Consider the following 25649-nt stretch of genomic DNA (forward strand, 5'->3'; position numbering starts at 1 on the left):
GCCCCGAAACCCTGATCCGCGAGATCCCATGACCGTCGAAGCGAAATATCTGAGCCGCGATGCCTTTGCCGAGCGCATCGCCAAAATGCCCGCGGTCATCCTGCCGCTGGGCGCGACCGAGCAGCACGGCCACCATCTGCCGCTCGGGGTCGACATCATCCTGGCCGAGGCGCTGTCCAAACGGATCGCCGAGGCGACCGGCGCCACGGTGATGCCGGCCATGCCGTTCGGCTATTCCTGGGTGTGGCGCGACGATCCGGGCTCGGTCAGCGTCGAATCGCGCACGCTCGAGGACGTGATCTGCCAGGTGGCCGAAAGCCTCGCCCGCCATGGCGTGCGCCACGTCTTCCTGGTCAATGGCCACGAGGCCAACGGCGCGACGATGAAATACGCCTCGCGCCGGCTTTGGGACCGCGCCGACGTGAAGGTCTGGCGGCTGTTTTACCCCGATCTCGCCGCCGTGATGGCCGAGCATTGCGAAAGCCCGACCTGGCAGGGCATCGTCCATGCCTGCGAGTTCGAGACGTCTTTGATGCTGGCCGTCGCGCCCGACCTTGTCGACATGACCAAGGCGGTGCGCGAATATCCCGAGCGCGACCGCGGCTATTTCCAGGGCGGGCGCCCGATGGGCGAGCTCAGCCGCAGCGGCGTGTTCGGCGACGCCACGCTCGCCACGGCCGAAAAAGGCGAGGCGATGCTGGCGATCTTCATCGAGAACATGGCCGAGGCCGTACGCGAGATTTGCGCGGACGGCTGACCTGCTTCATACCGGATCCGTCGCCAAACGAAGTCGCCGGGATGGACCATGAATGACGTCTTCAGCCGCATCACCAAGATCTATCCCAGCCTGAAGAAGGCGGAACGGCGCATCGCCGATCTCATCCTGGCCGACGCGGATTTCTTCCTGCGCGGCTCGATCACCGAGGTCGCGCAGGCGGCCGGCGTGTCCGCCTCCTCCCTGACCCGTTTCAGCCGCCATCTGGAGGTCGAGGGGTTTCGCGAGCTCAAGCTGTCGATCGCGCAGGCCAAGAGCGCGCAGAGCCCCTATTACCATCAGTCGGTACAGGCGCTGAACGAGATCGAGATCGCCGAGGGGCGGCTCGAATATCTCTATCTCCAGCAGATCGTCGCCGCGCTCAACTCAACCTTCACCCGGCTGGACGCCGAGGCGCTGGTCGACGCGATCCGCGCGATCCGCTCCGCGCGCCGCATCCGCACATTCGGCGTGGCCGTGTCCGGCCTGATCGCGTCCGAGACCGCGATGCGCTTCATGCGGCTCGGGCTGGAGGCGAGCTATGTCGGCGACGCCCATTTCATGCGCATCGCCTCGAGCCTGCTCGGCGCCGGCGATGTCGCGATCTGCATATCGCATACCGGCCGCTCGCAGGAGGTGCTCGAGGCCGCCGACATGGCGCGCCGGCAAGGCGCCCAGGTCGTCGGGCTGACCGCGCCCCACACGCCGCTGTCGCGCAAGGCCGACATTCTGCTCGAACTGTCCGTCTTCGAGGAGATCGACATCTACACGCCGTCGATCTCGCATTTTGCCTATCACTACGTCATCGGCCTGCTGGCGTTTCATATCGGGCAGTCGTCCGACCTCGACCGGGATGCGCTGTTGGCCAAGATCAAGGCCGGCCTCGCGCCAGGGCAAAGCACCGAATTGGGATAATGAAAATATTTGCGAGATTTTTTTATCAGCAAAATCAATATATTATCTGTTTGATTGTCTTGTAAGAAAATCTTTACATTTCTGGAGGCGGTGCTAGAGTCGGTCCCGATGGAAGCTGGTCACGGCCCGTCCTGGGCGATTCAGGAAGGGCCCGGCCGACCAATGCAAAGGGGAACGGCAATGAGAATTTCGGGTATCTGCACGGCCTTCACGGCGCTTCTTCTCGCCTCGAGCGCGCAGGCCGAGACGGAGGTGACGCTGCATTCGGGCCTGGGCCCGGCCGAGGGCGCCACGCTCGTCGACGTGTCGAAATACGAAGCGCGGCGCGACGGCGCCTACACGATCGGCTTTTCCAACGTCTTCACCGGCAACAGCTGGGTGGTGCAGCTTCTGGAAGAGGCGGCCTGGCGCGCCGAGCAGTTCCCCGAGATCGAGCGCTACATCGTGACCGACGCCAATTTCGACCCCTCCAAGCAGGTGGCCGACGTCGAGGATATGCTCGCCCAGGGCGTCGACGCGATCGTCATCAATCCGACATCGCCGGTGGCGATCGTTCCGGTTCTGGAAAAGGCCTATGACGCCGGCGTTGCCGTGATCATCGTCGCCGCCGACGCCGAGACCGACAAGGCGACCGTTCGCATTCTGGCCGATCAGGTCAAGTTCGGCCGCGACGGCGGTGAATTCCTCGCCGAGGCGATGGGCAACGAAGGCAAGGTCATCGCGCTGCGCGGCATTGCCGGCATCTCCGTCGATACCGACCGCTGGGCCGGCGCGGAGGAGGTTTTCGCCAAGCATCCCGGCATCGAGGTGGTCGGCGAGGTCTATGCGCAATGGGCCTACGATCAGGGTCGCCAGGCCTGCGAGAGCCTCGCGCTCGCCCATCCGCAGATCGACGGCGTCTGGTCGTCGGGCGGCGCCATGACCCAGGCCTGCATCGAGGTCTTCAACGAGCTCGGCCGCGACCTCGTGCCGATGACCGGCGAGGCCAATAACGGCTTCTTCGGAGCCTGGAAAAAGAACCAGGAGGCCGGTTTCGATTCGATCGCCCCGCAAAACCCGACCTGGATGGTCGCCGAGGGCGTCGCCGCGGCGGTGGCGGTGCTGAACGGCCAGGAGGTCTACACCCAGTACAAGGTGGTCGCCGAGCCCTATACCTCCAAGGATCTGGATACGCTCTATCGTCCGGACCTGAACGATTCCTACTGGGTCGGCTCGATCCTGCCCGACGACAAGCTCAAGGAGCTTTACGGCAACTGAGCCGCGCAACGCGCTATCGGGCCGGACGGTCGCTCGACCGTCCGGCCTGTATCCTGTCCGGCGCGGCCGGATGTGCGGGCAGTGCAAACGGGTTAGTGTCTGTCTAGAGGCCCTAGGGTCCCGAAAGTCGATCGCAGTTCCCCGGCAGGGAAATGGCGATGCAGCGAGGATGCGTGAAAGACGTCATGGCGGCCACCGCACCCCTGATCGAGGTCGAATCTCTCAGCAAGTCTTTCGGGGCCGTGCGCGCGCTCCAGGACATGGCGCTCGCCGGGTATGCCGGCAAGGTCCATGCCGTCATGGGCGAGAACGGTGCCGGCAAGTCGACGCTGATGAAGTTGCTGTCGGGCGTGTTCCGGCCCGATACCGGCTCGATCAGACTGCGTGGCGCCGAAATGGCCTTTCATCATCCGCGTGACGCCCAAAAGGCGGGAATCTCGACGATTTTTCAGGAATTTTCCCTGCTGCCCAACCTGTCGGTCGCGGAAAATCTCTTCCTGGGGCGGGAACGCCAGGACGGACGCAGGCTTGGCGTCGCCGAGATCCGCCGCCGCACGCGCGAGGCGCTGGCCGCGCTCGACCTGCGCATCGATCCGGACCGGCGCGTCGGCTCGCTAAGCGTCGGCCACCAGCAGATGGTGGAGATCGCCAAGGGCGTGCTCGCCGACGCCTCGGTCTTCATCTTCGACGAGCCGACGGCGGCGCTCGCCTCGCATGAGGTCGAGACATTGTTTGCGCTGATCAGGCGGCTCGCCGGCAATGGCAAGGTGATTTTCTACATCTCGCACCGCCTGAGCGAGATCTTCGCCATTTGCGACGATATCACGATCATGAAGGACGGCCGTTTCGTGCGCACCGTCGCCACGGCCGAAACCGATGTCGACGAGGTCATCCAGGGCATGGTCGGCCGGCCGATCGAGGAACTGTTCGAGCCGCGCGCCGAGACGCTCGGTCCGGTTCTGCTCAAGGCGGAGTCTCTCGTGGGCGAGGCGGCGCCGAAGCCGCTTTCGATCGAAATCCGCGCGGGCGAAATCGTCGGCATTGCCGGCCTCGAGGGCCAGGGCCAGCAGGAGCTGATGCGGCTGATCGCAGGCTTCGCCCCGGCGCGCGCAGGCGCCTTGACGCTCGCCGACAGGCGCATCGAAGGCCTGTCCGCCCGGCGCCGGATGGCAGCCGGCATCGGTTTCGTGCCGGAAAACCGCAAGGATGACGGCCTCTTTCTGTCGCTCGATATCGGCGCCAACATGGCCACGGCCGAGATCGCGCGGCGCCGGCTCCTCGGCTGGGTGCCGGGAATGGGCGCGCGCATCGCCGAGATCATGCGCCAGCTTGCCGTCAAGGCGCCCAACGCGCGCACGCCGGTGGTCGATCTCTCCGGAGGAAACCAGCAGAAAGTGGTGCTCGGACGCTGGCTGATGGCCGGCGCGCGCGTTCTGTTGTGCGAGGAGCCGACCCGCGGCGTCGATGTCGGCGCCAAGCGCGAGATCTATCGCCAGTTGCGCAATTTTGCCGGCCAGGGCCGCGGCGTTCTCGTTACCTCGCGCGAATTGCCGGAGCTGATCGGCCTGTGCGACCGGCTGCTGGTCATTCGCAACGGTGAACTTGTGGCCGAGACGATGGCGCGCGAGGCAACCGAGGACGACCTTCTGCGCAGCGCCCTGCCGGCCGCCGAAAGCGAGGCGGCATGAGCGCGCTGCCCGCCGAACCCCGCCGCGCCGGCCTGCTGGCGCGGTTCCGCCAGGACGCCTTCTGGTATCGCCAGCGCGGCGCGGTCCTGTCCTTCGCCGTGCTTGCCGCGATGCTGGTGCTCGTGGCGGCCGTCGTTCCGGGAACCTTCTATTCCGCGACCAACCTGTCCAATCTCGCCGGCCAGCTCGCGCCGCTTTTTCTGGTCTCGCTTGGCCAGACCTTCGTGCTGCTGGGGGCCGGGTTCGACCTGTCCGTCGGCGCGGTGATCTCGCTGTCCTCGGCGATCCTCACGCTCGACCTCGCCGATCCGGTCAAGATCCCGCTCGCCTTCGCGGCCGCCGCAACGGTCGGCCTCGTCAACGGCTGGGGCTGCGTCCATCTGCGGGTTCACCCGATCATCATGACGCTGGCCACCAGCTCGATCGTGCAGGGGCTGGCGCTGATCCTGCTGCCGACGCCCGGCGGCGTCGCGCCCGGCCTGCTCGTCCACCTGGCCTCCGGCACGTTCATGGGCCTGCCCGCCGGCTTCTACTGGATCGTCGCCGGCACGGCCGCCGCGATCTGGCTCGTCCACGGCACGACCTACGGCGTGGGCCTCTACGCGACCGGCCAGAACCCGCAGGCGGCATGGATGAGCGGCATCGAGGCGCCGCGAATCCGTATCCTGACCTATGTGATCTCGTCGCTGATGGCCGCGCTTGCCGGCGCCTATCTCACCGGCCGGCTCGCCTCCGGCGATCCCAATGTCGGCAGCGCGCTCGGCCTCGACAGCGTGCTCGGCGCCGCGCTCGGCGGCACGCTGCTTTCGGGCGGCGTCGGCGGGCCGATCGGCACCATCGCGGGCGTGCTCATTATCGGCGTCCTCAACAACGGTCTCAATCTCGCCGGCGTGTCGCCCTACTACCAGTTCGTGGTGAAGGGATCGATGCTGGTGCTCGCCGTCAGCCTGTTCCGCCGCAAGGAGGCTGGGCTTTGAAACGCGTCCTCACCGCCCTTCCGCCGGCCCTGTGGGGCCTGGCCGCGGTCTGCGTCTTCGCGGCCTTCACCCAGCCGCAATTCCTGTCGCTGCCCTTCCTGATGATCCTGTTGCGCCAGGCGGCGCCGCTCGGCATCGTCGCGCTCGGCCAGACCTTCGTCGTCGCCAACCGTTCGCTCGACCTGTCGGTCGGGGCCACCATCGCCTTCGTCAACCTGATCGTCGCCCATGCCATGTGGAACGGCTATCCGCCGGCCGTCGTCATCGCGATCGCCTTGTCGGCCGGGCTGGTCATCGGGCTGGTCAACGGCGTGCTTGTCACGGTGCTGCGCGCCTCGGCCGTGGTGGTCACGCTCGGCACGGCGGCGATCGTCACCGGCATCGGCTTCCTCTATTCGGGCGGCGCGCCCGGCAACGCCATGCCCGAACTGATCAAATGGCTCGGCCGCGGCCGCATCGGCATGGTTCCGGTCTCCGGCCTGGTCTGGGCCGCCTTCGGCGTCGTCGCCTTCGTCCTGCTGCGCCGGCTGACCCTCGGCCGCTACATCTTCGCCGCAGGCGACAACCCCTCGGCCGCCACCTATTCCGGCATCCCGGTCAACACCACGCTGCTGATCTCGCATGTGTTGAGCGGACTGTTCGCCGCCAGCGGCGGGTTGCTCCTGTCCGGCCTCGTCGGCGTCGGCTCGCTCAATCTCGGCGCCGACTATATCTTGAGTTCGATCGCCGCCGTCATTCTCGGCGGCGCGGTCTTCGGCGGCGGCGCCGGCGGCGCCATTGGCACCATGCTTGGCACCGCGCTCCTGGTGATGGTGCTCAACCTGCTCACCGTCTTCGGCGTCGACCAGCCCGGCAAGCTGATCGTGCAGGGCCTGGTGATCGCCGTTGCCGCCGTCATCTACCAGCAGGGCCGGCGCGGTGGCTGAAACACTCACGCTCGGGATCGATTTCGGCACCTCCGCCGTCAAGGCGGTCGCGCTCGATGCCGCGGGCGGCGTCCGCGCGCTCGCCAGCGCCGCCTACCAGACGGCCAAGCCGGCGCCCGACCGTGCCGAGCAGGACCCGCAGGACTGGTGGCGGGCGCTCGGCGAAGTGTCGCGCACCGTCATGGCCGCGCTCGGCTCGGCCAGGATCGGCGCGATCGGCCTGTCGGGCCAGTTGAACGGCATCGTGCTCGTCGACAAGGCGGGCGCGGTGCTGCGTCCGGGCCTGATCTGGCTCGACCAGCGCTGCGCCGAGGAGACGGCCGAACTCGAGCTGCGCCATGCCGACCGGCTTGCCCAGACGGCGTCCTCACCGATCTCGCCGATCGCCGTGCTGCCCAAGCTGCGATGGCTCGCCCGCCACGAACCCGGGACCATGCGGCGGACGGCGCGGGTCTTCCAGGTCAAGGATTACATCTTGTGGCGGCTGACGGGCGTGGCCGCGACCGAGGCCAACGAGGCCTCGGCCACGCTGCTGATGGATCTCGGCCGCCGCGCGTGGGCGGACGACCTGGTTGAACTGGCCGGGCTTGCGCCGGCGCAGCTTCCGCCGATCCGCCCTTCCGACGCCGTTGCCGGGCGCGTTGATGACGCCGCGGCGCGCGCGACCGGCCTGCCGGCGGGCGTACCGGTCGTGCCGGGCTCCGGCGACACGGGCGCGCTCGCCGTCGGCTGCGGTGCCTATGAGGCCGGTGTCGCCGCCGTCACGCTGGGCACCGCCGGCCATGTCGTGGCCGCCGTGCCCAATCGCGGACCCGGCGCCGTCGACGGGCTCTGGCGCATGGCCCATGTCGGCGCCGACCGCGAGCTCTGGCTCGGGCTGATTCCGGCCGGTGGCCTGTCGATCGCCTGGCTGCGCAACCTGGCCGCCGGTTTCGGCGGCGCGGCGACCGGCTTCGAGGCGCTGGAGCGTCTGCTCGCCGCCGCGCCCGCGGGGGCGGCCGGTGCGACGTTCCTGCCTTTCCTGGAAGGCGCCGGCACGCCGTGGAACGATCCCCAGCGCCTGGCCGGCCTTGCCAACCTCAACGTCACCCACGGTGCGGCCGAGCTGGTGCGTGCCGTCTATGAAGGTGTCGCCTTCAACATCCGCGCCTGTCTCGACGCCTTCGAGGCGGCGGGCGTCGGCCTCTCGCGCATTCATCTCGCCGAGGGCGGCGCCAGCTCGCCCGCCTGGTGCCAGATCATCGCCGACGCGCTCGATCGCGAGGTCCATGTCGTGGCCGAGCGCGACACCTCGGCGGTCGGCGCCGCGATCCTGGCGCGCGCGGCGATCGAGGCGGCCGATCTCGCGGCGATCGTGGCGCGGTCGGTGCGTATCGAGCGCGTCCACCGGCCCGAGCCCGCCCATCGCGCCGCAATGGACGCGGCTTGGCGTCGGTTTTGCGCGCATGCCGGAACGACAAGTGCGTAGCCGGCTTTATATCGGCCTCGACGCCGGCACGTCGCTGACCAAGGCGGCCATCTTCGATCTCGACGGGCGCGAACTGGCGGTCGCCGAAAAGCCGACCGCCGTCCAGCGGCCGCGGCCGGGTTGGAGCGAGATCGACCCCGGCGAGGCCTGGGCGGCGGCTGTCGAGGTCGTCGCCGGCGTCGTGCGCGACAGCGGCGTCGATCCCGGCTCGATCGGCGGCATCGGGCTTTCGGCCGCCATGGTCGGCGCCTGGGTGCTCGACCGGCACGGCCGCCCGCTGCGCCCGGCGATCACCTGGGAAGACAGCCGCGCGCAGGCGCTGATCGACGAGCACGTCGCCGCGGACCCGGCCTTTCTCAGCCGCATCTTCGCCTCTTCCGGCTCGGTCATGCAGCAGGGCTGCACCCTGCCGGTGATGGCCTGGCTTGCCCGCCACGAGCCGGCCGTGCTGGCGCGCGCCGCCCATGTGCTGAGCTTCAAGGACTATCTCAGGCTGCGCATGACGGGCCTGATCGCAACCGACCGCAGCGAGGCGGCGGTGGTGCCGGGCTCGGCACGCGAGCGAAACCGTTCCGAGGCGATGATCGCCCTGTTCGGCCTTGCCGACCACGCGCATTTGCTGCCGCCGGTCGCCGATTCGGAGACTTTTTTCGGCGGCCTGACGGCCGAGGCCGCCGCCCTGACCGGTCTGCGCCCGGGCCTGCCGGTCGCCGTCGGCGCCGGCGACGTCGCGGCGACGGTGATCGGCGCGGGCGGGCTTGCCGCCGGCACCGCCACGGCCGTGCTCGGCACCGCCTGCATGGTCGGCGTCACCCATGACCGCCCGGTGTTCGAGCCGGCCGATATCGGGCTGTTGTTCACCCTGCCCGGCGATCGCTGGTACCGGGCGATGCTCAACGTCGCCGGCACGCTCAATCTCGACTGGGCCTTTTCCACACTCGCGCCGGACCTGACCTCCAGCCCCGATCGTTTCGCCGCGCTCGACCGCATGTTGGAGACGACGCCGCCCGGCGCGCACGGCCTGACCTATCTCCCCTATCTGTCCGACAGCGGCATCATCGCGCCGCGCGTCGATGCCGCCGCCCGCGCCCAGTTCAGTGGCCTGACCCCGCGCCACGACCGCGCCTGTCTGTTCCGCGCCGTGGTCGAGGGTGTGGCCTTCGCCATGCTCGACCTCTTGGAGGCGCTGTCCTTCGACGGAGAGCGGCTGGTTCTGACCGGCGGCGGGGCCAAGAATCCGCTGTGGGCGCAGATGATCTGCGATCTCGTCGCGCGGCCGGTCGAGGTTCCGCGGGGATCGCAGTTCGGCGCGCGCGGCGCGGCGCTGCTGGCCGCGACCGCCGCCGGCGATTTCGCCACCGTCCATGCCGCGTCCGTCGCCTTTTCCGGCCTTGCCCGGCGCTTCGAGCCCGACCCGGCCCGGCGCGCGGCGCTGATGCCGGCCCTTGCGCGTTACGGCGCCGCGCGCGACAGGCTGTTGGGCGCGCCCGGGCGCCGAGCTGGCGCCTGCGGCCCGGAATCGATGTAAATCCGCCTGACTTTGGTCTAGTCTGCGCTAAATCCTAAAAATGCATAGCGCGCTCACCGGACACCAGACCATGGACATCAAGCCGGCTCCCTTCATCCCGCCCGCGCCGAAGCCGCGCACCAAGCCGCCCTCGACGCTGCAGATGATGCGCATCGTCTACAAGAACCCGCTCGAACTGTGGGGCGAGCCCTCCTACAACGAGAAGTGGATTTCGATTTCCACCGGTATTGGCGGGCCGCTGGTGATCGCCAACGATCCGCGCCTCATTCGCCACGTGTTGGTCGACAACGCCAAGAACTACAAGATGGCACGGGTGCGCCAGAAAATCCTGCGCCCGATCCTGCGCGACGGCCTGCTGACGGCCGAGGGCCAGGTCTGGCGGCGTTCGCGCAAGGCGATGGCGCCGGTCTTCACGCCGCGCCACATCCATGGCTTCGCCGCGCCGATGCTGGCCAGGAGCGAAGCCTTCGCCACCCGCTACGAGGACATTGCCGGGTCGGTCGACATCGCCCGCGACATGACGATGCTGACCTACGATATTCTGGCCGAGACGCTGTTTTCCGGCGAGATCGCCGGCGAATCCGACAATTTCGCGCGCCAGGTCGATCATCTGTTCGAGACCATGGGCCGGGTCGATCCGCTCGATCTTCTGGGCGCGCCCGATTGGCTGCCGCGCTTTACCCGCATTCGCGGCCGCAAGACCATGGCCTTTTTCCGCCAGATCGTCGCCGAGACGATGGCGATGCGCAAGCAGCGCATGGCCGACGATCCCGACGGCGTGCCGAACGACTTCCTGACCTTGCTGCTGCGCGCCGAGGGGCCGGACGGTCTCGGCGCGGCCGAGATCGAGGACAACATCATCACCTTCATCGGCGCCGGTCACGAGACCACCGCCCGGGCGCTGGGCTGGACGCTTTATTGCCTCGCCGAAGCGCCCTGGGAGCGCGACAGGGTCGAGGCGGAGATCGACGCGGTGCTTGCCGCCGAGCCGGATCCGGCCGCCTGGCTCGACAGGATGCCGGCGACCCGCGCCGCCTTCGAGGAGGCGATGCGGCTCTACCCGCCGGCCGCCTCGATCAGCCGTGAGGCGGTCGAGCCGGACCGCTTCGAGGATCTGGAGATCGTCAAGGGCGCGCAGATCCAGGTCATGCCGTGGACGATCCACCGCCACCGCAAGCTGTGGGACCAGCCCGAGGCCTTTTTGCCGGAGCGGTTCCTGCCGCAGAACCGCGAGCGCATCGACCGCTATCAATATCTGCCCTTCGGCGCCGGACCGCGCGTGTGCATCGGCGCCAGCTTCGCGATGCAGGAGGCGGTGATCGCGCTCGGCGTGCTGTTGTCGCGCTACCGCTTCGACACGGTCGCCGAAACCAGGCCGTGGCCGGTGCAGAAACTCACCACCCAGCCCGAGGGCGGGTTGCCGATGCGGGTTTCCCGGCGCTGACGCCGCGCGGCCGCCCGCGGGCGCCAGGGCCGGGTTTGTCGATGCTCGGCTACACCATGGCGATGACGCGCGAGGGGCCGCCCGTGCCGCCGCGCAGCTTCGGCGCGCCGACCACCAGCGTCGCGCCGCTCGCCGGCAGGGTCTCCAGATTGGCGACGCATTCCAGCCCCCAGCGCCCCGACGGCAGCCAGGCGTAATGCACGGCGAAATCGGTCGAAGGTCCGTGATCGAGCGACAGCGTGTCGACCGCGATGCCCTTGACCGAAGGCGCCTCCATCAGCATCTGCGCGGCCTCGACGTGAAAGCCGGGGAAATGCATCGTTTTGCCGTCCTCGCCGACATTGCGGAATGTGTCCGTCTCCAGATGCGCGCCCCAGCCCGACAGCATCGCCACGCACGCCCCTTCGGGCAGATCGCCATTGGCGTCCGTCCAGGCCTTGATGTCGTCCGGCGTCACCTGGGCGTCGGCATTGTCGGCCGCCTTCTGGCGGATATCGATGATGGCGAGCGGGCAGACCAGGTCCGCCACGGGAATTTCGGCCACCGATTTGCCGTCGGCGGAAAAATGCAGCGGCGCGTCCAGATGGGTGCCGGTATGCTCGTTGAAGCGCCACTCATTGATGTTGAATTTGTGCTCGGCGTAATTGAACACCACCTTCTTGAACAATTGCTGTTCGTTGAAGAAGGTCGGGAACGCCTCGAACAGATCGTGGGTCAGATCCTCGGCCTTGGTCGGCATCGCCTTTTGCGCAAATAGCGGCGCCGGCGCCGCGAGCGTGGCCGCCGCGGCCGCGCCGGCGACCGCGCCGCCCTTGAAGAAGTCGCGCCGGGAAAGCATGCGGTCCTTGACGCTGTCGATCACGCAATGGTGGCACATGGTCATTCCTCCCTTGAGAACGAAATCGCCGCATTCGCTCAAGCATGATCCGCCGCACGGGTTGACGCAAGGGAAGCTTTTGCCGGCCGGACCGGCGGTCACGACGACAGGTTCTACCGGCCGCGCCCGAAAAACGCGTTTTCGACATGCACCGGCCAGCGCCGCGGCAGCACCGCCACCAGATCGAAGCGGATCGAAAGCCGGCCAAAATCGGCCTGCCGCGACAGCCAAGTGTCGGCGGCGGCCTCGATGCGCCGTTGCGCGAGCGGGCCCACCGCCTCCATCGCCGCGGCGAGCGTCGGCCGCGCCTTGACCTCGACGAAGGCGACGAGATCGCCGCGCCGGGCGATCAGGTCGATCTCGCCGTTCCGCGTCCGGTAGCGGCGCGCTAGGACCCGGTAGCCCTTGAGCGTCAGGGCCAGCGCCGCCAGCCACTCGCTGCGGTGGCCCCGGCGATAGGCGCGCTGCCGCCGCGAGGAGGGCTCATCGGACATCGGTTTCGGCCTTGAGCGCAATCAGCCGCCGGTAGAGCTCCGCCTTCGCGCCGCCGGTCATGCGCGCGGCCTCGCCGGCGGCCTTGGCCGCCGGCATCTCGGCGGCGAGGTCGAGCAACAGCGCGTCGATCTCCTCCGGGGCCGGCGGCGCGGCGGCGTCGGGCGGCGCCACGCACACCACCACCTCGCCCTTCGGCGCGCCGGTCTCGGCATAGTGGCGGGCGAGCTCGGCCAGCGTACCGCGCCGCACCTCCTCATAGGCCTTGGTGAGTTCGCGGCATACGGCCGCCTGCCGCGACGCGCCCAGCGTCTCGGCCATTGCGGCCAGCGTGTCGGCAAGGCGGCGCGGCGATTCGAAAAAAATCAGCGTCGCCGCAACCGGGGCGAGAGCGGCTAGCCGTGTACGTCGTTGGCCGGCCTTAGCCGGCAAAAAACCGGCGAAGAGAAACGAATCCGACGGCAGGCCCGAGGCGACCAGCGCCGCCAGCGGCGCCGAGGCCCCGGGAACCGGCACGACCTTGATGCCCTCGCCGAGGGCCTGGCGGGCGAGGCGAAAGCCCGGATCCGACACCAGCGGCGTGCCGGCGTCGGAGACCAGCGCCACCGACCGGCCCTCGCCGAGCGCGGCGAGCAGCTTCGGGCCGGCCTCGGCGGCATTGTGTTCGTGATAGGCGACCGGTTTGCGCCGGATCGCATAGCGCTCGAGCAGGCGCCGGGTAATGCGCGTGTCCTCGCAGGCGACGATATCGACCGCGGCCAGCGTTTCCAGCGCCCTGATGGTGATGTCGGCGAGATTGCCGATCGGCGTGGCGACCAGATAAAGCGCCGGCTCCGGCGCGCGCGCCGTCAGCGCCGCCTGGCCGATCACGAATCTACGCTCTGGCGCTCGCTCGTTCATCGTCGTTCCCGCCTGTCCGCTCGGCCGGTCGTGGACCGCGAGGCCCGCTGGCCGTCCGCTGCCGGCCCTACCGTGCCAGATCGGCGACCACGGCGTCGAGCACGATCATGCCCGCCTGCGTCGCGCGCAGCCTGGAATTGCCGATCGGCGCGACCAGATGTTCGCCTTGCAGCACGGATATGCGTTGTTGCGAAAGCGGTTTGCCGGCGAGCGCCTCGTAGCGGGCAAGGTCGATCCCTTCGGCCAGCCGCAAGCCCATCAGCAGGAATTCGTCCGCTTCCTGCGATCGGGACAGCACCTCGCCGTCGACGACGCCGTGGCCGTTTTCCTCGACCAGCGTGCACCATTTCTCCGGCAGGCGTTCGGCAATCGTCACCGTGCGCGCGCCCTCTTCGAGGAAGCGGCCATGCGCGCCCGGCCCAACCCCGACATATTCGCCGTACCGCCAGTAGACGAGGTTGTGCCGGCTTTCGGCGCCGGGCCTGGCATGGTTGGAAATCTCGTAGGCCGGCAGGCCGCGCGCCGCCGTCACGTCCTGCGTCAGCCGATAGAGCGCGGCCGCCTGGCCCGGCTCCGGCACCGCGAACTTTCCCGCCTGATGCAGGGCGAAAAACGGCGTGCCCTGTTCGATGGTCAGTTGATAGAGCGACAAATGGTCGGCTGCGAGCCCGATCGCCTCGTCGAGCTCGGCGCCCCAGGCTTCCGGCGTCTGGCCGGGCCTTGCATAGATCAGGTCGAAGGACAGCCGCGCGAAGGTCGAGCGCGCGATCTCGATCGCCCGGCGGGCCTCGGCGACGTCGTGCAGGCGGCCGAGAAAGCGAAGATCGGCATCGTTGAGCGCCTGCACGCCGAGCGAGACCCGGTTGACGCCCGCGTCGCGATAGCCGCGAAAGCGCTCCGCCTCGACCGAGGAGGGGTTGGCCTCGAGCGTGATCTCGGCCTCGCCGTCGACGCTCCAATTGCGATTGATCGATTCGAGGATCGCGCCGACGGTCGCCGGCTCCATCAATGACGGCGTGCCGCCGCCGAAAAAGATGCTGGTGACGGCGCGCGGACCGGTGCGGGCGCGCATATGCGCCAGTTCGGCCTCAAAGGCGCGCACGAAGCGCCGCTGGTCGACGGGCTGATGGCGGACATGGCTGTTGAAGTCGCAATACGGGCATTTGGCCGCGCAGAACGGCCAGTGGACATAGACACCGAAACCCGGCGCGCGGTCGGCGTCGTTCATGCGGGCTCCAGCATCGCGGTGGCGAAGCGCGCGAAGGCGCGCGCCCGGTGCGACAGGCCGAGATCGCCGCGCCCGGCCTCCCAGGCATGTTTCTCGCCCGCCGTCATCTCGCCGAAGGTCTGGTCGTAGCCGTCGGGCTTGAACACGGGGTCGTAACCGAAGCCCCGGTCTCCGCGCGGCGGCCACACCAGCGTGCCCTCGACCTCGCCGCGGAAATATTCGGCGTGCCCGTCCGGCCAGGCCAGGCACAACACGGCGACGAACCGGCCGGTGCGCCGGTCCGGCGTGGTCGCGCCCCTGTCCTGCAGCAGCGTTTCGACCTTTTGCATCGCCATCAGGAAGTCGCGGCCCGAGCCGTCGGGCTTTTCCGCCCAGTCGGCGGTGTAGACGCCGGGTTGGCCGTCGAGCGCGTCGACCACCAGGCCCGAATCGTCCGACAGCGCCGGCAGACCCGTCGCGGCGGCGGCGGCGAACGCCTTGGTCAGGGCGTTTTCCTCGAAACTGGTCCCGGTTTCCGGCGGTTCCGGCAGGCCGTAATCGCCGGCCGAGCGCGCTTCCAGCCCATAGGGCGCGATCAGTTCCGAAATCTCGGCCAGCTTGCCCTTATTGTGGGTCGCCACGACGATTTTTCTGACGTCCAGTCGCCTCATTCACAACCCCCAGATTCTCGGTTCCGCGAATTCCAGCGAATTGCCGCCCGGGTCGCGGAAATAGATCGACCGGCCGCCCTGCGGCCATTCGAAATCGGCCTCGATCGCCACGCCCGCGGCCTCGAGATGCGCTTTCCAGCGCTCGATTTCGACCGCCGAGGCTGAAAAGCAGAGATGACCAGGCCCATGCGCGCCATGCGGCGGCACCGGCAGCCCGGAACCCGGCGCGCGGGGCTCTTCGGTGGCTTTGGCGTTGAACAGCAGCACCACGCCTCTACCGCAGCGGAAAAAGACGTGCCGGCCCTCGTCCTTGGCGATGCGCTCGAGACCGAGCAGTCCGCCGTAAAACGCCTCGGCGGCCTCGAGGTCGTCGACATAGAGCGCGGATTCCAGAATGCCCGCCGGTCGCACCGTCCGTCCCTTCTATCCGATCGCCATCTTCTGCAATTCGACGAGCCGGCCGATCCCCTTGCGGGCAAGCCGCATCAGTTCCTGGAACTGGTCGTCGGAGAACGGCTCGCCCTCGGCCGTGCCCTGAATCTCGACGATGCCGCCCTTGCCGGTCATGACGAAATTGGCGTCGGTGCCCGCCGCCGAATCCTCGACATAGTCGAGATCGAGCACCGGTTGCCCGTCGTGAATGCCGCAGGAGATCGCCGCGACCTGATCCTTCAGCACCTTGGATACCGACACCATGCTGCGCGCCTCCATCCAGGAAAGGCAGTCGTGCAGGGCGATGAAGCCGCCGGTGATGGACGCCGTACGGGTGCCGCCATCGGCCTGCAGCACGTCGCAATCGACGGTAATCTGGACCTCGCCGAGCGCCTCCAGATCGACCACCGCGCGCAGCGAGCGCCCGATCAGCCGCTGGATTTCCAACGTGCGCCCGCCCTGTTTGCCGGCCGTCGATTCGCGGCGCATGCGCTCGCCGGTCGAGCGCGGCAGCATGCCGTATTCGGCGGTGACCCAGCCCCGGCCCGCATTGCGCAGCCATGGCGGAACCCTTTCCTCCAGGCTCGCCGTGCACAGCACATGGGTATCGCCGAACTTGACCAGGCAGGAGCCTTCGGCATGTTTGGAGACGCCGCGCTCGAAGCTCACGGCGCGCATTTCGTCGGGCTTCCGCTTGGAAGGACGCATCACTCTATTTTCCGCCTTTTTCATGTAAGAAAAGGGCTTGTAGCGAGCCCCAACCCGCGACGCAAAGAAAATCCGGCTTCGGCCGGGTTTTGTCGGCAACGTGCCGCCGGCACTTTGCCCCGGCGGCGGGGGCGCCTATATGTTGACAGTCCTCATAGGCATGGCGGATCGTGCTGCGGAGATGACCAAACCCTTGATCGACAAGACCTTGCAGAATCTCGACGCGCGCTCGCGCGACATATTCCGGCTGATCGTCGACACCTATCTGCGCGACGGCGAGCCCGTCGGCTCGCGCAATCTGTCGCGCATGCTGCCGTCCTCGCTGTCGCCGGCCACGGTGCGCAACGTCATGAGCGATCTGGAACATCTCGGCCTGGTCTATGCGCCGCATGTCTCGGCCGGCCGGCTTCCGACCCAGAAAGGGCTGCGCTTCTTCGTCGACGCGTTCATGGAGATCGGCGATCTCTCGGAGGAGGAGCGGCGTGTGATCGAGGCCCAGGTCAAGGCCTCGGGCAGCGATGCCTCGCTGGAACACATGCTCACCGAGGCGAGCCAGATGCTTTCGGGCATGTCGCGCGGCGCCGGGCTGGTGCTGGCCGCCAAGCACGAAACCGCGCTCAAACATATCGAGTTCATCCAGCTCGAGCCGACCAAGGCGCTGGCGGTGCTGGTGTCGCAATCCGGCGACGTCGAAAACCGCATCGTCGACCTGCCCGCCGGCGTGACGGCGGCGCAGTTGCACGAGGCCTCCAACTTCCTCAACGCCCATATTCGCGGCAAAACCCTGGCCGAGGCGCGCTCCGACATCGCCCGCCTGCTCGAGGAGACCCGCGCCGCGCTCGACACCCTGTCCCAGGACCTGGTCGAAAAGGGCCTGGCGGTGTGGGCCGGGGCCGATGCCGGCCTGCCGGCGCGGCTGATCGTGCGCGGCCGCGCCAATCTGCTGGAAAACCTGACCGCGCCCGACGATATCGAGATGCTCAAGCATCTGTTCGACGACCTGGAGACCAAGGAGGGGCTGGTCCAGCTCCTCAACCTGGCCGAGGAAGGCTCCGGCGTGCGCATCTTCATCGGTTCGGAAAACAAGCTGTTTTCCCTGTCCGGCTCCTCGCTGGTGGTCGCGCCCTATCGCGACAAGGAGGCGCGCGTGGTCGGTGCGCTCGGGGTGATCGGGCCGACGCGGCTCAACTATGCCCGTATCGTGCCGATGGTCGACTACACCGCCCAGGTTCTCTCGCGCCTGATGCAGTGAGCCCGCCCCGGTTGCGCCGCGGGTCGGCCGACACGCCGCCCGCGACCGGGCCTCTTGATTTTCCGGTCGCAAGCATCGATATCGGGCACAACTCCGAGAACTCTGTGACACACGGGATCAGTCGATGAACGACCATCCGAAGAACGAACGCGGCAAGGACGACCGGGCCGCCACCTCCGACATGGAAGCGGCAAAAAGCCACTATGCCGAAATGGGCGGCGAGGCGGACACGGCCGAAACCGGTCAGGACGGCGGGTTCGAGGCCGAGCGCGAAGCGTTTTTGAAGCTCGCCAAGGAAAACGAGGAACTCAAGGACCGCGCCCTGCGTCTGGCCGCCGAAATGGAGAATCTGCGCCGGCGCACGGCGCGCGACGTCCAGGACGCCCGCGCCTACGCGATCGCCAATTTCGCCCGCGACATGCTGACGGTTTGCGACGATCTGCGCCGGGCGATCGATGCCGTGCCCGCCGAGGCGCGCGAGCGGGGCGAGGCGGGTCTCGTCGCGCTGATCGACGGCGTCGAGATGACGGAGCGCTCCATGCATGCCGCGCTCGAGCGCCATGGCGTGAAGAAGATCGACCCCGACGGCGAGAAATTCGATCCGAATTTTCATCAGGCCATGTTCGAGGTGCCGAACCCGGAGGTTCCCGCCAGCACGGTGGTACAGGTTGTGCAGAGCGGGTACGTGATCGGCGAGCGCGTCCTGCGCCCGGCCATGGTGGGGGTGGCCAAAGGCGGCCCCAAGGCTGCTGCGAAGGACGAGGCGGCCGAACCGGGCCCGGTCAACGAACAGGCCGAAAAGGACGCCTGAGCCGCAGGGCGGCGTCCGCGCTCCCGGAGGCGGACCGGACACGACCCCGGCACGGCCTGGATCGTGAAGACGGTTCGCCGCGCCGCCTTCATGGTCTATCGTCCCGTCGGGGCATGACCTTTGCGGAAGACCGAGCTCCGGTCTTCGGGATCATGGCCGGAGTGCTGGGACGCTGCGATGAACCCGCTTCTATTGCTCGATTATGCCGGCGTGGCGGTGTTTGCCGCCACCGGCGCCTTGGCGGCATCGCGCAAGGAACTCGACATTATCGGCTTCCTGTTCCTGGCCGGCGTGACCGGGGTCGGCGGCGGCACGCTGCGCGACCTCGTGCTGGGCGAGCTGCCCGTGTTCTGGGTGGTGAACCCGGCCTATCTGCTGGTCTGCGGGGCGGTCGCCGTCCTGGTTTTCTTCACCGCGCCGCTGGTCGAATCGCGCTACCGGCTGCTTCTGTGGCTCGATGCGCTCGGCCTTTCGGCCTATTGCGTGATGGGGGCGGCCAAGGGGCTGGCGGTTGCCGCCTCGCCGTTGGTCGCCATCGTCACCGGCATCATGACGGCGACCTTCGGCGGCATTCTGCGCGACCTGCTTGCCGGCGAGCCGTCGGTGCTGCTTCGTCCCGAAATCTATGTCACGGCCGCGCTGGGCGGCGCGGCCGCCTTCGTGGCGCTCGACCTTGCCGGCATCGGCCCGGCCGCGGCGGCGTTCGCCGCCTTTGCCGTGGCCTTTGCGGTGCGCGGCGGGGCGCTGCGCTTCGGCTGGGCGTTTCCGCGCTACCGCAGCCGCCCGGGCCGCCGCCCGGAGGACATTTTGTGACGACCGCCGGCGAGCGGCCTAAAGAAGGCCGGACTGCTGGGCGGCTTCGCGCAGGTTCTTCTGCGGGCGCGGGCCGATCTGCTGGATGACGATGCCGGCGGCAAGCGATCCGAGCCGGCCGCAATCGACCAGATCGCGCCCGGTGACGTAGCCGTAGAGGAAGCCCGCCGCATAGAGGTCGCCGGCGCCGGTCGTGTCGACCAGCTCGTTGATCTCGACCGCGTCGATGGTGATGGTTTCGGCGCCGCGCACGATCACCGAGCCGTGCTCGGAGCGGGTCACGGCGGCGAGCTTGCAATCCTTGCCGATCGCCTCCAGCGCCGTTTCGAACGAGGCGGTCTGGTAGAGCGATTTCAGCTCGCTCTCATTGGCGAACACGATGTCGACCGTGCCGGAGCGCATCAGGTCCAGGAACTCGTCGCGGTAGCGGTCGACGCAGAACGGATCCGACAGGGTCATCGACACCTCGCCGCCCGCCGCGTGGGCGTGCTGCGCGGTCAGGCGGATGGCGTCCTTAGCCAGCGGGGGATCCCACAGATAGCCCTCGAAATAGACGAGCTTGCTCCGTTCGGCCTTGTCGCGCTCGACATCGTCGGGGCCAAGCTCGACGCAGGCGCCCAGATAGGTGTTCATCGAGCGCTCGCCGTCCGGTGTGACGAAGATCATCGACCGGGCGGTCGGCGTCTGGCCATTGAGCGGCTGCGTGTCGAAGGCCACGCCCTGGGCGCGGATGTCGTGGGCGTAGACCTTGCCGAGATGGTCGTCGGCCACCTTGCCGAAAAACGCCGCGGCCGCGCCGAAGCTCGCAATGCCGGCGGCGGTGTTGCCGGCGCTTCCGCCCGATGCCTCGATGGCCGGACCCATGCGGCTGTAGAGCAGCTCGGCGCGTTCGGCATCGATCAGGTTCATGGCTCCTTTGACGATGCCGTTTTCGACAAGGAAATCATCATCGCAGCGTGCGAACACGTCCACAATGGCATTACCGATACACAACACGTCGAATGGCTTGGCTGAGGTCACCTTAGGTTCCGCTGGATTGTTTCGGGGAGGATTCGTTGCCGGTTTAAAGCATCTGCCGAGCGTGACAAGCCCCCCTGCCGGCGCGCATCGCTTGTGCTTGCCAAGCGGCGAGCGGGTTCCTATCTGCGGCGGGCACGACGGAGCAGCCCATGATCCTTGACGCGGCGCGCGCGGCGGCGGCGCAATTGTTCACCGCCGAATTCCGCCAGGTCTTCCTGAAGTCGCTCGGCTTGACGCTTCTGGCCCTCGTGGCGTTGTGGTTCGGCCTGAGCCAGCTTTTCGACATCCTCGCCATGCCGTGGATCGACCAGATGCTGCCCGGCTTCCCGGCCTGGGCCGGCTGGCTCGGCTTCGTCGCCGCGCTGGTGTTCGGCCTCGGACTGGCGATCGGGCTCGCGCTCCTGGTTGCCCCGGTCACCGCGCTTATCGCCGCGCTTTTTCTCGACGACGTCGCCGAGATCGTCGAGGCCGCCGACTATCCGCAGGACCCGCCCGGTCAGCCGCTTCCGGCCATGCGCGCGCTGTGGCTGTCGCTGAAATTCTTCGCTGTCGTGATCCTGGCCAATCTGGTCGCGCTCTTGCTGCTGCTGGTTCCCGGCGTCAACATCGCCGCCTTCTTCCTGGTCAACGGCTATCTGCTCGGCCGTGAGTTCTTCGAATTCGCCGCCTTGCGCTTCCGTTCCGAAGAGGACGCGCGCGCGCTGCGCCGGCGCCATGCCGGCACGGTGTTCATGGCCGGTTTGGTGATTGCGGCATTCCTCGCGGTGCCGCTCCTCAACCTTCTGACGCCGCTGTTCGCGGCGGCGATGATGGTCCATCTGCACAAGGCCCTGTCGGCACGATCCGCGCGCTGAGGCGCGGGCGCGCCGTCAGCCGTGCGCGGCCCGCATCATCTCGGCCGCCCGTTCCGCGATCATGATCGTCGGTGCGTTGGTGTTGCCGCCGATCAGGGTCGGCATCACCGAGGCGTCGACCACTCTGAGCCCGTCCACGCCGTGAACGCGCAATTGCGGATCCACCACCGCCATCGCGTCGGTGCCCATGCGGCAGGTGCCGACCGGGTGATAGATGGTGTCGGCGCGGGCGCGGATATGCTGCATCAGTTCGGCGTCGGTTTCGCCGCCGGTGAGATAAAGCTGCTTGCGCCGATAGCGCGCCAGCGCCGGCGCGTCCAGGATGGCGCGCATCGTCTTGGCGCCTTTCAAGAGCAAGGCCGCGTCGCGGTCGTCGGCGAGATAGGCCGGGTCGATCGCCGGCGGCGCCAGCGGATCGGCGCTCGCCAGGCTGACGGTGCCGCGCGAATGCGGCCGCAGCACGCAGACATGGCAGGAAAATCCGTATCCCAGATGCAGCTTGCGGGCATGGTCGTCGACGACCGAGATGACGAAATGAAGCTGCAGGTCGGGCCTGGCGAGCGCCGGGTCGGACTTGATAAACGCGCCGGCCTCGGCGAACGGGGTCGCGATCATGCCCGACCCGTCGCGCCGCCAGCGCAGCATGTGGCGCACCAGCTTCGCCGTTCCGCGCAGGCCGATGCCGAACAGGTCGGTCTCGTCCGATTTCCAGGACTGGATGAAGTCGAGATGGTCCTGCAGGTTTTTCCCGACGCCCGGCAGTTCGTGCAGCGTTGCGATGCCGTGCCGGGAAAGTTCGTCCTTCGGTCCAATGCCCGACAGAAGCAGCAAATGCGGCGACCCGAACGCCCCGCCGCACAGCACGACCTCGCGCCGGGCCTCGACCAGCTCGTCGCGGCCCTTGCGCCGGTAGCGCAGGCCCGTCGCCCGCTTGCCGTCGAAGGCGATGCCCGTCGCGTGCGCCTTGGTGACCACGGTCAGGTTCGCCCGCTCCATCGCCGGATGCAGATAGGCCGCCGCCGCCGAGCAGCGCTCGCCCGTGCGCGGCCCGTCCCAGAACTGGGTGACCTGGTAGAGCCCGGCGCCCTCCTGCTCGGGGCCGTTGAAATCGTCGTTGCCGCGGATCTGGGTCTGGGCGCAGGCCTCGACGAAGGCATGGCTGATCGGACGCGGTTCTTGCTGTTGGCCGACCTTCAGCGGACCGTCGCCGCCATGCAGGGCGTCGCCGCCGCGCTGATTGCCCTCCGCCCGCCGGAAATAGGGTAGCACCTCGTCCCACGACCAGCCCGCGCAGCCCGCCTCGGCCCAGTCGTCATAGTCGCCGGGGTGGCCGCGCACGTAAAGCATGGCGTTGATCGCGCTCGATCCGCCGAGCGCCTTGCCGCGTGGCTGGTATCCGCGCCGGCCGTTGAGGCCCGCCTGCGGGACGGTCTCGAACGCCCAGTTGTTGAGTTTCGGCCGCCCCGGCAAGAGCGCGACCACCCCGGCCGGCGCGCGGATCAAGAGGTCGCGCCCGTCGCCGCCGGCTTCGACCAGGCATACCGAGACGGCCGGGTCTTGCGAAAGCCGCGCCGCCAGGGTGGCGCCGGCCGAGCCGCCGCCGGCGATCACATAGTCGTAAGCCATGCCCGCGTCCTCCCGCGCGCCGGTTTCCCGGCTTTGAAGGATATGAGCAAGTCGATGGCGCGCTGTAAAGCGGGGGCGTGGCGGCTACGAGGCCGCCGGCAGGCGCCGCCAGGCATAACCGGCCGCGGCCGGTGCGCCCTTTGCCGCCGGCTGGTAGTGCACGGGCAGCCCGCCGACCCGACCGGCTGCAAGCCGCGCCAACGCGGTCGGATGCGAGACCTCGAACTCGTCGAAGCCGGTGCGCAGCATCAAGGCGATCTGGTCGATCAGCACCTGCCCCGTCGCCCGCAGCCGCCCGCGATAGCCATGGCGCTCTCGCAGCAGCGCGGCCTTCGAATAGGAGCGGCCGTCGGCGAAGCCGGGAAAGGCGAGCGCGACGAGGGGAATGTCGGCAAGCTCGCCGACGATCGCGGCGATGTCGTCGCCGGGGGCGAGCGCGACGCCGATGCGGCCGCTTTCGGCCCGGCGCGTGGTCGCGTCGAGCGCCAGCCACGCCGCCAGCGGCAGGATCACGCTGTCATGGCCGGCAAGCGCCTCGGCGCTGTCTGAATGGCGCCAGAAATCGTCGCGAAACCCGTCCGGTGTCCACAGCCGGCAGTTGGAAGCGGATGCCTGGTCGTTCATTCTCAGCCTCGAATTCGGGGATCGGCGGCGCTCATGCCGGCAAGATGGATGCCGCATTCGGTCTTGGCCGAACCGGCCCAGCGTCCGCTGCGCGCGTCTTCGCCGGGCTTGACCGGCTGCGTGCATGGGAAACAGCCGATCGACAGATAGCCGTAGGCGGTGAGCGGATTTTCCCGCAGGTCGTTGGCGCGCATATAGGCGGCGAGATCGTGCGTGGTCCACGACGCGAGCGGGTTGATGCGGATCCGCGTTCCCACCGCCTCGAACACCGGCAGGCCGGCGCGCGAGCTCGCCTGGAAGCGCTTGCGCCCGGTCAGCCAGGCCGCGAACGGCTCGACCGCCCGCGCCATCGGTTCGACCTTGCGGATGTCGCAGCAGGCATCCGTGTCGCGCCGGTGCAGCGTGCCGTCCGGATCGCCGGCCGCAAGCAGATCGTCGCGCGGCGTAATCACCCTGAGATCGGCGAGGCCGAGATCGTCGGCCAACAGATCGCGATAGGCGATCGTCTCGGAAAAATGCTTGCCGGTATCGAGAAACAGCACCGGAACGGCGGGATCGACCGCCGCCAGCATGTGCAAGAGCACCGCCGAATCGGCGCCGAAGGAGGAGACCGCCGCGATCTCGCCGGCAAAAAGCGCGCGCGCCGCCTTTTCCACGACCGCCATCGGCGCAAGCCCGCCATGGCGTGCCTCGAGCTCGGCGGCGCGGGCGCGCGCCTCGGCCTCAGGCCGCCCTGGCTTCGCGACCATAAAGCGCCTCCTTGAACGGCGCCGGCCCGACCCGGCGATAGGCGTCGATGAAGCGTTCGGACGGGTCGCTGCGCAGGCCGAGATAGGTCTCGACCACCGTTTCGATGGCGTCGGTGATCGCGTCGGGCGCGAATCCGCGGCCGACGATCTCGCCGATCGAGCTCGTCTCGTCGCCCGAGCCTCCGAGCGTGATCTGGTAGAGCTCGCTGCCCTTCTTCTCGACCCCCAGAATGCCGATATGGCCGACATGGTGATGGCCGCAGGCGTTGATGCAGCCGGAGATCTTCAGCTTCAGCTCGCCGATCTCGCGCTGACGCTCCAGCGAGGCGAACCGGCGCGAAATCTCCTGCGCGACCGGGATCGAGCGCGCATTGGCGAGCGCGCAATAGTCGAGCCCGGGGCAGGCGATGATGTCGCTGATCAAATTGGAGTTCGCCGTCGCCAGGCCGGTCTCCACCAGCCGGTCGTAGACGGCTTTCAGGTCGGCGCGCGCGACATGCGGCAGCACCAGGTTCTGTTCGTGGCTCACCCGGATCTCGTCGAAACCGTATTGCTCGGCGAGGGCGGCGACCGCTTCCATCTGCTGGTCGGTGGCGTCGCCCGGCGCCTCGCCGATGGCCTTCAGCGAAATCGTCACCGCCGCGTAGTCGGCATGTTTGTGGGTGGTCACGTTCTGGCCCAGCCAGTCGGCGAAATCCTTCGAGTCCAGCCGCGCCTGGCGCACGGCGTCGTCGCCCTCCGGGCGCGGCGTCAGCGGCGGCGGCGCGAAATAGGTTTCGATGGCGCGGATGTCTTTATCCGGCAGTTTGAGTTCGCCGTCCCGCAGCGCGGCGAATTCGGCCTCGATCTGCTTGGTCAGTTCCTCCGTGCCGGTCTCGTGCACCAGGATCTTGATGCGCGCCTTGAACTTGTTGTCGCGACGCCCGTGAAGATTGTAAACGCGCACGATCGCCGTCGTATAGGACAGCAAATCCTCCTCGGGTAGGAAGTCGCGGATTTTCTTGGCGATCATCGGCGTGCGGCCCTGGCCGCCGCCGACATAGACGGCGAAGCCGAGCCGGCCATCCGCATCCTTCTTCAGATGCAGGCCGATATCGTGCACCTGGATCGCGGCGCGGTCGCGTTCGGCGCCGGTCACCGCGATCTTGAATTTGCGCGGCAGGTAGGAAAATTCCGGGTGCACGGACGACCATTGCCTGAGGATCTCGGCATAGGGGCGCGGGTCGGCGACCTCGTCGGCCGCGGCGCCGGCGAAATGATCGGCCGTGACGTTGCGGATGCAATTGCCGGACGTCTGGATGGCGTGCATCTCCACGCTCGCCAGTTCTTCCAGGATCGCGGGAATGTCCGACAGGGCGGGCCAGTTGAACTGGATGTTCTGCCGCGTGGTGAAATGGCCATAGCCCTTGTCGTAGGTGCGCGCGACATGGGCCAGCTTGCGCATCTGGCGTCCGTTCAAGGTGCCGTAGGGCACCGCGATGCGCAGCATATAGGCATGAAGCTGCAGGTAGACGCCGTTCATCAGCCTGAGCGGCTTGAACTGGTCTTCGGTGATCTCGCCGGCCAGCCGGCGCTCGACCTGGTCGCTGAACTGCGCCACGCGGGCGTTTACGAAACTGCGGTCGAATTCGTCGTAGCGATACATGGCTTCGGTTC

25 protein-coding genes are annotated in these 25649 nt (G+C 68.2%); 13 read left to right on the top strand and 12 right to left on the bottom strand.

What is annotated here, in order from left to right; genetic code table 11:
* Window positions 1-28: 28 nt before the first annotated feature.
* The 9 genes from EP380_RS17385 to EP380_RS17425 all read left to right on the top strand — a co-directional run bounded on the left by EP380_RS17385 (window position 29) and on the right by EP380_RS17425 (window position 10957).
* A complete protein-coding gene (locus EP380_RS17385; RefSeq protein WP_127599636.1) occupies window positions 29-757 on the top strand; it encodes a creatininase family protein in 729 nt (242 codons plus the stop codon).
* A gap of 48 nt (window positions 758-805) precedes the next feature.
* Window positions 806-1669: a MurR/RpiR family transcriptional regulator gene (locus EP380_RS17390; protein ID WP_127599638.1), complete on the top strand. Its 864-nt coding sequence runs from the start codon at window positions 806-808 to the stop codon at window positions 1667-1669.
* Between the two features lie 180 nt (window positions 1670-1849).
* On the top strand, window positions 1850-2926 hold the full coding sequence (locus tag EP380_RS17395) for an ABC transporter substrate-binding protein (RefSeq protein ID WP_127599640.1): 1077 nt from the start codon (window positions 1850-1852) through the stop codon (window positions 2924-2926).
* 158 nt (window positions 2927-3084) lie between these two features.
* Complete coding sequence (locus EP380_RS17400; RefSeq protein ID WP_238719909.1) at window positions 3085-4614, top strand: sugar ABC transporter ATP-binding protein; 1530 nt, start codon at window positions 3085-3087, stop codon at window positions 4612-4614.
* Complete coding sequence (locus EP380_RS17405) at window positions 4611-5591, top strand: ABC transporter permease (RefSeq protein ID WP_106570422.1); 981 nt, start codon at window positions 4611-4613, stop codon at window positions 5589-5591. Before EP380_RS17400 ends, EP380_RS17405 begins: the two co-directional genes overlap by 4 nt.
* The gene (locus EP380_RS17410) at window positions 5588-6517 is read left to right on the top strand and encodes an ABC transporter permease (protein ID WP_127599642.1); all 930 of its coding nucleotides are present in this window, start codon (window positions 5588-5590) and stop codon (window positions 6515-6517) included. Before EP380_RS17405 ends, EP380_RS17410 begins: the two co-directional genes overlap by 4 nt.
* The gene (locus EP380_RS17415; protein WP_164749903.1) at window positions 6510-7985 is read left to right on the top strand and encodes a xylulokinase; all 1476 of its coding nucleotides are present in this window, start codon (window positions 6510-6512) and stop codon (window positions 7983-7985) included. Before EP380_RS17410 ends, EP380_RS17415 begins: the two co-directional genes overlap by 8 nt.
* Window positions 7978-9513, top strand: coding sequence for an FGGY-family carbohydrate kinase (locus tag EP380_RS17420; protein WP_164749904.1), 1536 nt, complete (start codon window positions 7978-7980; stop codon window positions 9511-9513). The genes EP380_RS17415 and EP380_RS17420 overlap by 8 nt, the downstream gene beginning before the upstream one ends.
* A gap of 70 nt (window positions 9514-9583) precedes the next feature.
* Window positions 9584-10957 (top strand): cytochrome P450, encoded by a 1374-nt coding sequence (locus EP380_RS17425; protein WP_127599648.1) that lies wholly within the window; start codon window positions 9584-9586, stop codon window positions 10955-10957.
* A gap of 49 nt (window positions 10958-11006) precedes the next feature.
* On the opposite strand, the gene EP380_RS17430 is transcribed toward EP380_RS17425, so the two are convergent.
* The 7 genes from EP380_RS17430 to rph form a co-directional block, all read right to left on the bottom strand.
* The gene (locus tag EP380_RS17430; protein ID WP_127599905.1) at window positions 11007-11834 is read right to left on the bottom strand and encodes a cyclase family protein; all 828 of its coding nucleotides are present in this window, start codon (window positions 11832-11834) and stop codon (window positions 11007-11009) included.
* Window positions 11835-11947: 113 nt separating this feature from the next.
* On the bottom strand, window positions 11948-12328 hold the full coding sequence (locus EP380_RS17435; protein ID WP_127599650.1) for a YraN family protein: 381 nt from the start codon (window positions 12326-12328) through the stop codon (window positions 11948-11950).
* A complete protein-coding gene (rsmI, locus tag EP380_RS17440) occupies window positions 12318-13226 on the bottom strand; it encodes a 16S rRNA (cytidine(1402)-2'-O)-methyltransferase (RefSeq protein ID WP_127599652.1) in 909 nt (302 codons plus the stop codon). The genes EP380_RS17435 and rsmI overlap by 11 nt, the downstream gene beginning before the upstream one ends.
* Window positions 13227-13293: 67 nt before the next feature.
* A complete protein-coding gene (gene hemW / locus EP380_RS17445; protein WP_127599654.1) occupies window positions 13294-14454 on the bottom strand; it encodes a radical SAM family heme chaperone HemW in 1161 nt (386 codons plus the stop codon).
* Window positions 14451-15104, bottom strand: coding sequence for a non-canonical purine NTP pyrophosphatase (locus tag EP380_RS17450; RefSeq protein WP_127599656.1), 654 nt, complete (start codon window positions 15102-15104; stop codon window positions 14451-14453). Before EP380_RS17450 ends, hemW begins: the two co-directional genes overlap by 4 nt.
* Window positions 15105-15515, bottom strand: a complete 411-nt coding sequence (locus tag EP380_RS17455; protein WP_127599658.1) for a VOC family protein — start codon at window positions 15513-15515, stop codon at window positions 15105-15107.
* A gap of 12 nt (window positions 15516-15527) precedes the next feature.
* Window positions 15528-16244 carry a ribonuclease PH gene (gene rph / locus EP380_RS17460; RefSeq protein WP_106570433.1) on the bottom strand — a complete coding sequence of 239 codons (717 nt, stop codon included), beginning with the start codon at window positions 16242-16244 and terminating at the stop codon, window positions 15528-15530.
* A 181-nt stretch (window positions 16245-16425) separates the two neighbouring features.
* Here rph and hrcA point away from each other — a divergent pair, with 181 nt between their 5' ends.
* The 3 genes from hrcA to EP380_RS17475 all read left to right on the top strand — a co-directional run bounded on the left by hrcA (window position 16426) and on the right by EP380_RS17475 (window position 19120).
* Window positions 16426-17496, top strand: coding sequence for a heat-inducible transcriptional repressor HrcA (hrcA, locus tag EP380_RS17465; protein WP_106570434.1), 1071 nt, complete (start codon window positions 16426-16428; stop codon window positions 17494-17496).
* Window positions 17497-17620: 124 nt separating this feature from the next.
* Entirely contained in the window at window positions 17621-18307 is a 687-nt protein-coding gene (gene grpE, locus EP380_RS17470) for a nucleotide exchange factor GrpE (protein ID WP_106570435.1), read from the top strand.
* Window positions 18308-18484: 177 nt separating this feature from the next.
* Window positions 18485-19120, top strand: a complete 636-nt coding sequence (locus EP380_RS17475; RefSeq protein WP_106570436.1) for a trimeric intracellular cation channel family protein — start codon at window positions 18485-18487, stop codon at window positions 19118-19120.
* 18 nt (window positions 19121-19138) lie between these two features.
* Here the strand turns inward: EP380_RS17475 and EP380_RS17480 are convergent, their stop codons facing one another.
* Complete coding sequence (locus EP380_RS17480; RefSeq protein WP_127599660.1) at window positions 19139-20140, bottom strand: adenosine kinase; 1002 nt, start codon at window positions 20138-20140, stop codon at window positions 19139-19141.
* Window positions 20141-20289: 149 nt separating this feature from the next.
* Between EP380_RS17480 and EP380_RS17485 the strand changes: the two genes are divergently transcribed.
* Window positions 20290-20994 (top strand): sulfate transporter family protein, encoded by a 705-nt coding sequence (locus EP380_RS17485; protein ID WP_127599662.1) that lies wholly within the window; start codon window positions 20290-20292, stop codon window positions 20992-20994.
* A gap of 15 nt (window positions 20995-21009) precedes the next feature.
* On the opposite strand, the gene EP380_RS17490 is transcribed toward EP380_RS17485, so the two are convergent.
* From EP380_RS17490 to EP380_RS17505, 4 genes are all read right to left on the bottom strand, one after another.
* Complete coding sequence (locus EP380_RS17490) at window positions 21010-22620, bottom strand: GMC family oxidoreductase (protein ID WP_127599664.1); 1611 nt, start codon at window positions 22618-22620, stop codon at window positions 21010-21012.
* An 84-nt stretch (window positions 22621-22704) separates the two neighbouring features.
* Window positions 22705-23244: a DUF934 domain-containing protein gene (locus tag EP380_RS17495; protein ID WP_127599666.1), complete on the bottom strand. Its 540-nt coding sequence runs from the start codon at window positions 23242-23244 to the stop codon at window positions 22705-22707.
* 2 nt (window positions 23245-23246) lie between these two features.
* Window positions 23247-23993 (bottom strand): phosphoadenylyl-sulfate reductase, encoded by a 747-nt coding sequence (locus EP380_RS17500; RefSeq protein WP_127599668.1) that lies wholly within the window; start codon window positions 23991-23993, stop codon window positions 23247-23249.
* A complete protein-coding gene (locus tag EP380_RS17505; RefSeq protein ID WP_127599670.1) occupies window positions 23968-25638 on the bottom strand; it encodes a nitrite/sulfite reductase in 1671 nt (556 codons plus the stop codon). The genes EP380_RS17500 and EP380_RS17505 overlap by 26 nt, the downstream gene beginning before the upstream one ends.
* Between the last annotated feature and the right edge of the window lie 11 nt (window positions 25639-25649).

Source organism: Nitratireductor alexandrii, assembly GCF_004000215.1.
Taxonomy (GTDB): domain Bacteria; phylum Pseudomonadota; class Alphaproteobacteria; order Rhizobiales; family Rhizobiaceae; genus Mangrovimarina; species Mangrovimarina alexandrii.

Bases quoted from the DNA above. Each gene is read 5' to 3' on its own strand.
- EP380_RS17385 (WP_127599636.1), top strand. From the start codon at position 29: ATGACCGTCGAAGCGAAATATCTGAGCCGCGATGCCTTTGCCGAGCGC.
- EP380_RS17390 (WP_127599638.1), top strand. From the start codon at position 806: ATGAATGACGTCTTCAGCCGCATCACCAAGATCTATCCCAGCCTGAAG.
- EP380_RS17395 (WP_127599640.1), top strand. From the start codon at position 1,850: ATGAGAATTTCGGGTATCTGCACGGCCTTCACGGCGCTTCTTCTCGCC.
- EP380_RS17400 (WP_238719909.1), top strand. From the start codon at position 3,085: ATGCAGCGAGGATGCGTGAAAGACGTCATGGCGGCCACCGCACCCCTG.
- EP380_RS17405 (WP_106570422.1), top strand. From the start codon at position 4,611: ATGAGCGCGCTGCCCGCCGAACCCCGCCGCGCCGGCCTGCTGGCGCGG.
- EP380_RS17425 (WP_127599648.1), top strand. From the start codon at position 9,584: ATGGACATCAAGCCGGCTCCCTTCATCCCGCCCGCGCCGAAGCCGCGC.
- EP380_RS17430 (WP_127599905.1), bottom strand. From the start codon at position 11,834: ATGTGCCACCATTGCGTGATCGACAGCGTCAAGGACCGCATGCTTTCC.
- EP380_RS17435 (WP_127599650.1), bottom strand. From the start codon at position 12,328: ATGTCCGATGAGCCCTCCTCGCGGCGGCAGCGCGCCTATCGCCGGGGC.
- rsmI (WP_127599652.1), bottom strand. From the start codon at position 13,226: ATGAACGAGCGAGCGCCAGAGCGTAGATTCGTGATCGGCCAGGCGGCG.
- hemW (WP_127599654.1), bottom strand. From the start codon at position 14,454: ATGAACGACGCCGACCGCGCGCCGGGTTTCGGTGTCTATGTCCACTGG.
- EP380_RS17450 (WP_127599656.1), bottom strand. From the start codon at position 15,104: ATGAGGCGACTGGACGTCAGAAAAATCGTCGTGGCGACCCACAATAAG.
- rph (WP_106570433.1), bottom strand. From the start codon at position 16,244: ATGCGTCCTTCCAAGCGGAAGCCCGACGAAATGCGCGCCGTGAGCTTC.
- hrcA (WP_106570434.1), top strand. From the start codon at position 16,426: ATGACCAAACCCTTGATCGACAAGACCTTGCAGAATCTCGACGCGCGC.
- grpE (WP_106570435.1), top strand. From the start codon at position 17,621: ATGAACGACCATCCGAAGAACGAACGCGGCAAGGACGACCGGGCCGCC.
- EP380_RS17475 (WP_106570436.1), top strand. From the start codon at position 18,485: ATGAACCCGCTTCTATTGCTCGATTATGCCGGCGTGGCGGTGTTTGCC.
- EP380_RS17485 (WP_127599662.1), top strand. From the start codon at position 20,290: ATGATCCTTGACGCGGCGCGCGCGGCGGCGGCGCAATTGTTCACCGCC.
- EP380_RS17490 (WP_127599664.1), bottom strand. From the start codon at position 22,620: ATGGCTTACGACTATGTGATCGCCGGCGGCGGCTCGGCCGGCGCCACC.
- EP380_RS17495 (WP_127599666.1), bottom strand. From the start codon at position 23,244: ATGAACGACCAGGCATCCGCTTCCAACTGCCGGCTGTGGACACCGGAC.
- EP380_RS17500 (WP_127599668.1), bottom strand. From the start codon at position 23,993: ATGGTCGCGAAGCCAGGGCGGCCTGAGGCCGAGGCGCGCGCCCGCGCC.
- EP380_RS17505 (WP_127599670.1), bottom strand. From the start codon at position 25,638: ATGTATCGCTACGACGAATTCGACCGCAGTTTCGTAAACGCCCGCGTG.